This window comes from Candidatus Paracaedibacter symbiosus, from assembly GCF_000757605.1.
In the GTDB taxonomy this organism is placed as follows: Bacteria; Pseudomonadota; Alphaproteobacteria; order Paracaedibacterales; family Paracaedibacteraceae; genus Paracaedibacter_A; species Paracaedibacter_A symbiosus.
In genome coordinates, this window is sequence record NZ_JQAK01000002.1 from 105,974 (window position 1) to 112,136 (window position 6,163).

Consider the following 6,163-nt stretch of genomic DNA (forward strand, 5'->3'; position numbering starts at 1 on the left):
CCTTGAGAACATTAACGGAATACTTCTTTTAGACTTTCCCTCACCTCTTGTAAAATTTGCTTTTTAGGAGGGGGAGAGTCGGGGACAAACTGTTTTATCCATATTTTCCAAAAAGTATCCACATCTTTCATAAGAGTTTCATTAAACAAATCATCTATGGACTCAAAAAGAATAGATTTTTCCAAGCATTTTACTTTAGTAGCGTCAGGAATTGCCTTTTTATCAAGCTTAAAAGGCTCCTTGTGCAGAATATGCCACAGATCATAGTAATTCATCGCCAAATCATAATAGTCTCTACCGCGGTGTCGAACCCATTTTCCCTCATCTATTTTTCTACTAAAATCTAAAAGTTCTGATATTTTATCACACACTATTTCTTCAAGAGAATAGGTTTTTATTAAAGCATGGAGCGGCTCATTATAAGGCGGGGTGATTTCTCTCTCGCAAATGGAAAAATAAGTACCTTTAGGAAAACTAAGCTCAATTGTAATTTTTGGAATGTATTCTTTTTCCCAAGGATACCTAAATGACACTAAAAAATTTTTCAGATTGTTAATAATAATTGGGATAGCTACAACACTAACATCATGCCCTCTTCTTTGTAGGGATTCTTCCGTAAATTGGCAAGCAGTACGAATTAAATCATTTAATTCGTCGTCATTAGGGTAATCACCTATGACAGAGAAATCTATGTCTTGTGAGAATCTGTTATAGTCATCAAAATAGCATTTTCGAAGGCAAGTGCCTCCTTTAAGTACCAAATGAGGGCGAAGTTCTTGGGTTTTTGAAAAGCCATACAATAGCCAAGAGATGGCATAATCTTGTTCTATTAAAGATCTGTCAATAGATGTTTTTTCTTGTTGCTCTTCAATTAATTTACTAATTAACATCGATTAATAATCTTACTAAATATATTTCTTATTTATTACTATACCAGAGCAATTATCAATTTTTTTTAATTTTAGAGAGTATTGATTAAATGTGCTGTCATATATGAATCTTTTCAGCTAAAAAACAGGAGTAAACGTAACTCAAGAGGATGGAAATTTTGTTACATAAAATTATTATTTGAGCAACACCCAAATGCCTAATCAGTGACGTTTGAAAATTTACCTCATAGGTATTGATAAGCAGATCAAAGAATTTTTCAGCTTCTTCATTCGTCTCATTAATCCACATCTCGTCTAGCTGATCCTTGGCTTTTTTTGAAGAGGAGTGATATGGCAATTTATTCAAAATAACCAACTCAATATCAAAGGTGTTTGGTCTAAGAAAAAACTTTTGTATATCCAATTTTCATAAAGCCCTCTTACGAGAAATTTTCTTTGCAAAACCTATGGCAAAATATTTTACTTTTGCGCATGATTTTTGCGACGAACAAAGGATAATGCTTTCCAAGCTTTTGATCTTCGTTGCAAAAGTCAGGATTTTTGCAATCATAGGTCAGGTTAAGTATTTACTAGTTTAAAGTTATCTCAAAAGTTAGCTGCAAAACTTTATCTTTTTGCTGTATGTTTTGCAAATAAATTATAGAGATAGATCATGAAAATTGGCTATGCACGCGTTTCAACGACTGATCAAAATTTGGAATTGCAATTAACCGCTCTGAATCAAGCGGGCTGTGGACGTATCTATCAAGAAAAGATTTCTGGATCAAAAAGAGAACGTCCTGAATTACAAAGATTGATCGATCAGCTTCGCCCTAACGATATTGTAGTCGTTTGGAAATTGGACAGACTCGCCCGTTCAACCCAGAATTTACTTGAGTTAGTAGAATTGATTAAAGCAGCGGAGGCGTCTTTTTGTTCCCTCTCAGAGCCTTGGGCAGATACAACTTCTCATTCTGGTAAAATGATTATGACTGTGTTTGCTGGTATTGCAGAATTTGAGCGTGACCTAATTCGTGAACGCACGTCATGTGGTCGAAAGGAAGCTTTAAAGCGTGGGGTACGTTTTGGAAGACCAAAAAAAATGAACGATGAACAAAAGGCGTTGGCTCAGCGGCTTTTACAGGAAGGTAAATCAATTAAAGAAATAGCCAAAACTTTCAATGTCCATAATGCAACAATATATCGATTACTTGAGGAAAGGAGGATATGCGATTCCTTAAGTCGGTTGGCTGTTCCATTGCTCCCCTAACCCCGATTCACAGGTGTTCGGGTTAGTGAGTTTGTTAAGATCAAACTCAGCGATGTAGATTTCGAATCTTGCCAAATCCGTATCCATCAGGGCAAAGGGGGAAAAGACCGAGTAGTTCCGTATCCATCTATTTTTAAGGAAGTCTTGGCAATTCACGCCGATTCTATGGCCAAAAAAGGGGCAATTTATCTTTTTGAGTCGATACGAAAGAAACCTTATACTGATCGAGGTATTAGAAAAATACTGGAAAATTACACGAAAGAGGCAGGACTTTCCCAACCCATATCCCCACATAAATTACGGCATTTCTTATTTACCTGGCTCAAAAAACAAGGCATCGATGATGCTCTCATTCAACCTTATTCTGGCCATGAAAGCCGCCAATCCCTTGAAATATATTCAAAACTTTCCATCACCGACGCCCAATCTGAGTACGAAAGCGTTATTAAAAAGTTTCCAATTTAAGAGCGTATTTTTGCAAGTGGCCCCAAATCGCTCGATTCCTCACACCGGGCCTTTAAAGTGATTCACATGATTCTTCGTGTACGGCAAAAAATTCGACCGGGCAGGTCTTTTCCAAGACGATCATTAAAACCGGAAAGAAGATGGGAAAAAAAGGGACTAAAACCAGTACTGCCTAACTAACCGAATGACATTGTTGTGACTGGAACCCCAAGATATGCTCCAGAGTTCGAGAAAAGATTACGCTGGTATGCCAAGCCGCTCGGATTTAGATGGAAAGTTGATGAGAGTGTGCTGCAGCAAGCAGCATGAGAGATGGGAGTAGACCTCCCGTAGTCGGTTTACAGGAGCAGGCTACAAACCACCATAAGCGGCTTTGTTTAAGAGGCAAGGTCGTGAGCGTTATGGAAAAGGTACAGCAATGTATCAGGTATAGATCAAGAAGACGAACAAACGTGAATCACCGTTCAAGTGTCGAAAGATTAGAAATGGTATCGAAACTGGAGAGTTCTCGTTGCTCCAGGATAAGCCTGGCGACTACCTGTTTATTGGCCAGGCGGCACCCGGCATAGAGGTGGCGTGAGCTTGATCTAGGCTCTTATGTTGAACTGCAGGAACCTGTTGCTTTGATGATAAGGGAGAAATTCAAGTTGTTAACCTAACAAGAATGAGAGTACTGATGCAAAGCGCAGGGGCGGACAAGCTTGTAGTAGTGATGAAGTTGCTGTAATGGCAATGGAGTGAAGGGGTTTGGCCACTGAGCTGTAACAATAGGCCAACTTAAAACGTAAGGATGAACCGTTGAAACCAGCAAAACCGTTTGAAATTTCTAAGAAGCTTATATGGCAAGCCTATAAGCATGTTAAAGCTAAAGGAGGTGTTTCAGGAATTGATGGAGAATCAATAAATGACTTTGATAGAAACCTAAAAAGAAATCTTTACCAAATATGGAACCGTCTATCTTCAGGGTCATACTTTCCACCAGCAGTTAAGGGCGTCCTAATTCCTAAGAAGGATGGAGGAATCCGCCTTTTAGGAGTGCCTACGGTCTCAGATCGTATTGCTCAGATGGTTGTGAAGATGGCACTAGAACCTATAGTGGAACCCATATTTGATGAGAATTCATTTGGATATCGTCCCGGAAAATCAGCTCATGATGCTATTGCCCTCACCAGGCAACGATGTTGGAAATATGATTGGGTTGTCGAGTTTGACATTAAAGGTCTGTTTGATAATCTGGATCACGACCGACTGATGAGAGCTTTACGTTTTCATTGTGATTGCCCCTGGATTCTTCTGTATGTAGGACGGTGGCTTAAAGCTCCCCTGCAGCATGAAGATGGAACCATTATGGTGCGTGAAAAAGGGACTCCTCAAGGAGGGGTGATAAGTCCCCTACTTGCTAATCTATTTTTACACTATGCCTTTGATGCATGGATAAGAAGAGAGCTACCGAATCTTGCCTTTTGCCGTTATGCTGATGACGGTGTGCCACGAGCACAAAGAAGGATTGTATGAAGCCAGAAGTATGATTTGAATTTGTGTGCAACTGTATGAGAGATGGAGGTAGGCCCTCCGAAGCCGCTTTGCAGGAAGAGGCTTCAAACCACTCTAAGCTGCGCTGGTCAAAAGCCAGGGTGGTGAGCGTTAGAGAAAAGGTATCTTGCAAGATATCAGGTAAGAATCAAGGAGATGAAGCGATTAAACCACTGCTGAAGTGTCGAAAGCGTATCGATGAGATCAAAACCGAGGGGGAGTCGTTAACTCGGGATAAGCTTAGCGGAAACCTGTTTACTGGCTAAGTGGTCTCCGGCATAGAGGTGGCATGAACTTGACTCAGGCTCTTATATGGAACGTGGGAACTTGTGCTCTGATGCAAAGGGAGACATCCAAGTGGAAGCCCCACAAGGATTAGAGTACCAAAGCAGAGCACAGGGGCGGATTGACTCGTATTAGTGAGGAAGTTAGTGAAAGCTAATGGAGCGAAGGGGTCGAGTTATCTGGTTTTACTATTGAGTCAACCATGAAGATGGAAGGAACGAAGTGAGTAAGACGAAACCATTTTGTATTTCCAAGCAAAGCGTAATGGCCGCTTGGGAAAGAGTTAAGGCGAACAAAGGGGCCTTTGGGGTTGATGAAGAATCTATTGAAGATTTCGAATTAAACTTAAAGGATAACCTTTATAAGTTATGGAATCGAATGTCATCGGGTACCTACTTTCCTCCACCAGTGAGGGCAGTGGAAATACCGAAATCTGACGGCAGTAAGCGTTTATTAGGAATTCCGACCGTTTCGGATCGAATTGCACAAGCAGTTGTTAAGAGCTACTTGGAAAATATAGTCGAACCGAAGTTCCATGAAGATTCTTATGGATATCGTCCTGGGAGATCAGCATTGGATGCGGTAGGAGTAGCCAGGAAGCGTTGTTGGCGGCAGGATTGGTGTATTGATCTGGATATCAAAGGCTTCTTTGATAACTTAGATCATTCATTGATGATGAAAGCAATAAAATTCCATACAAAGGAGAAGTGGATTCATCTTTACATTGAGAGATGGCTAAAAGCCCCTTTACAAACAGAAGATGGAGAACTGATCAAAAGGGAGAAAGGCACTCCCCAAGGGGGAGTTGCTAGCCCTTTGCTAGCCAATATATTCATGCATCATGCGTTTGATGAGTGGATGAGGAGATACTTTCCTAATGTAAAGTATGAGCGTTTTGCAGATGATATTTTGGCGCACTGTAGTTCGCTAAAGCAAGCGGAAAAGGTGCTGGAGGGAATCAGGAACAGATTGAAAGAATGTGGTCTTGAGTTACATCCAGAGAAGACAAAGATTGTGTATTGTAAGGATTCGGATCGCAAGGGCTCTTACGAGCACGAAAGTTTTGATTTTCTTGGGTACACATTTCGTCCTCGTCTGTCAAAGAACAAGATGGGGAAGGGCTTTGTAAACTTTACGCCCGCGATTAGCAAAGAAGCTGCAAATCGGATTAGAAAAGAAATCCGAAGTTGGAAGATTCATCTGCGAAGTGACAAGAACATTGATGACCTAGCAAGGATGTTCAATGCCTATGTACAAGGATGGGTAAATTACTATGGACGATACTACAAATCGGCCATGTATCCATTTTTGCGTAACATAGAGCGTTATCTGATCCGATGGGTTATGAGGAAATACAAAAGATTCCAAAGGCATAGACACAGAGCAAGGAATTGGCTGGGTCGTGTAAGAAAACGCGAGTCTGGATTATTTGTTCACTGGAGATTAGGTCTTGGATCACCGGTTAGATAATGGGAGCGGTGTGAGTCGAGAGGTTCATGCACCGTTCTGCGAGCAGCATTGGGGGAAGTTCCCGATGCTGACTCACCTTATAGTCACAGCGGCTTCAGCAGAGCTTCTCCAAAACGAAGTGATGCCAAAGCTGGTTGAATTCCTTAAAACAGTTGGACTTGAGTTATCGACAGAGAAGACAAAGATTACACCGATTGAAAAGGGGTTTTCGTATAACTTCGTATAATGTATGCTATACGAAGTTATTACGGCATTTGCTAATAACTTACTA

At 40.8% G+C, this 6,163-nt stretch carries 5 protein-coding genes and 2 pseudogenes; 6 read left to right on the plus strand and 1 reads right to left on the minus strand.

All coding sequences use genetic code 11. From position 1 onward, the window contains the following. Positions 1-11: 11 nt before the first annotated feature. Entirely contained in the window at positions 12-890 is an 879-nt protein-coding gene (locus tag IG80_RS0108055) for a nucleotidyl transferase AbiEii/AbiGii toxin family protein (RefSeq protein WP_032113556.1), read from the minus strand. A 652-nt stretch (positions 891-1,542) separates the two neighbouring features. Between IG80_RS0108055 and IG80_RS0108065 the strand changes: the two genes are divergently transcribed. From IG80_RS0108065 to IG80_RS0108090, 6 genes and pseudogenes are all read left to right on the plus strand, one after another. After that, entirely contained in the window at positions 1,543-2,139 is a 597-nt protein-coding gene (locus tag IG80_RS0108065; RefSeq protein ID WP_052046266.1) for a recombinase family protein, read from the plus strand. A 6-nt stretch (positions 2,140-2,145) separates the two neighbouring features. After that, positions 2,146-2,604, plus strand: a pseudogene (locus IG80_RS0108070) (tyrosine-type recombinase/integrase); the annotation flags it as partial. Between the two features lie 798 nt (positions 2,605-3,402). Next, positions 3,403-4,092, plus strand: a pseudogene (locus IG80_RS0108075) (group II intron reverse transcriptase/maturase); the annotation flags it as partial. 62 nt (positions 4,093-4,154) lie between these two features. After that, complete coding sequence (locus IG80_RS0108080; RefSeq protein WP_032113179.1) at positions 4,155-4,403, plus strand: hypothetical protein; 249 nt, start codon at positions 4,155-4,157, stop codon at positions 4,401-4,403. A 283-nt stretch (positions 4,404-4,686) separates the two neighbouring features. Next, a complete protein-coding gene (gene ltrA / locus IG80_RS0108085; protein WP_156962095.1) occupies positions 4,687-5,892 on the plus strand; it encodes a group II intron reverse transcriptase/maturase in 1,206 nt (401 codons plus the stop codon). Further along, positions 5,873-6,118 (plus strand): hypothetical protein, encoded by a 246-nt coding sequence (locus IG80_RS0108090; protein WP_032113558.1) that lies wholly within the window; start codon positions 5,873-5,875, stop codon positions 6,116-6,118. Before ltrA ends, IG80_RS0108090 begins: the two co-directional genes overlap by 20 nt. Positions 6,119-6,163: the final 45 nt, after the last annotated feature.

Bases quoted from the DNA above. Each gene is read 5' to 3' on its own strand.
- ltrA (WP_156962095.1), top strand. From the start codon at position 4,687: ATGGCCGCTTGGGAAAGAGTTAAGGCGAACAAAGGGGCCTTTGGGGTT.
- IG80_RS0108065 (WP_052046266.1), top strand. From the start codon at position 1,543: ATGAAAATTGGCTATGCACGCGTTTCAACGACTGATCAAAATTTGGAA.
- IG80_RS0108080 (WP_032113179.1), top strand. From the start codon at position 4,155: ATGAGAGATGGAGGTAGGCCCTCCGAAGCCGCTTTGCAGGAAGAGGCT.
- IG80_RS0108055 (WP_032113556.1), bottom strand. From the start codon at position 890: ATGTTAATTAGTAAATTAATTGAAGAGCAACAAGAAAAAACATCTATT.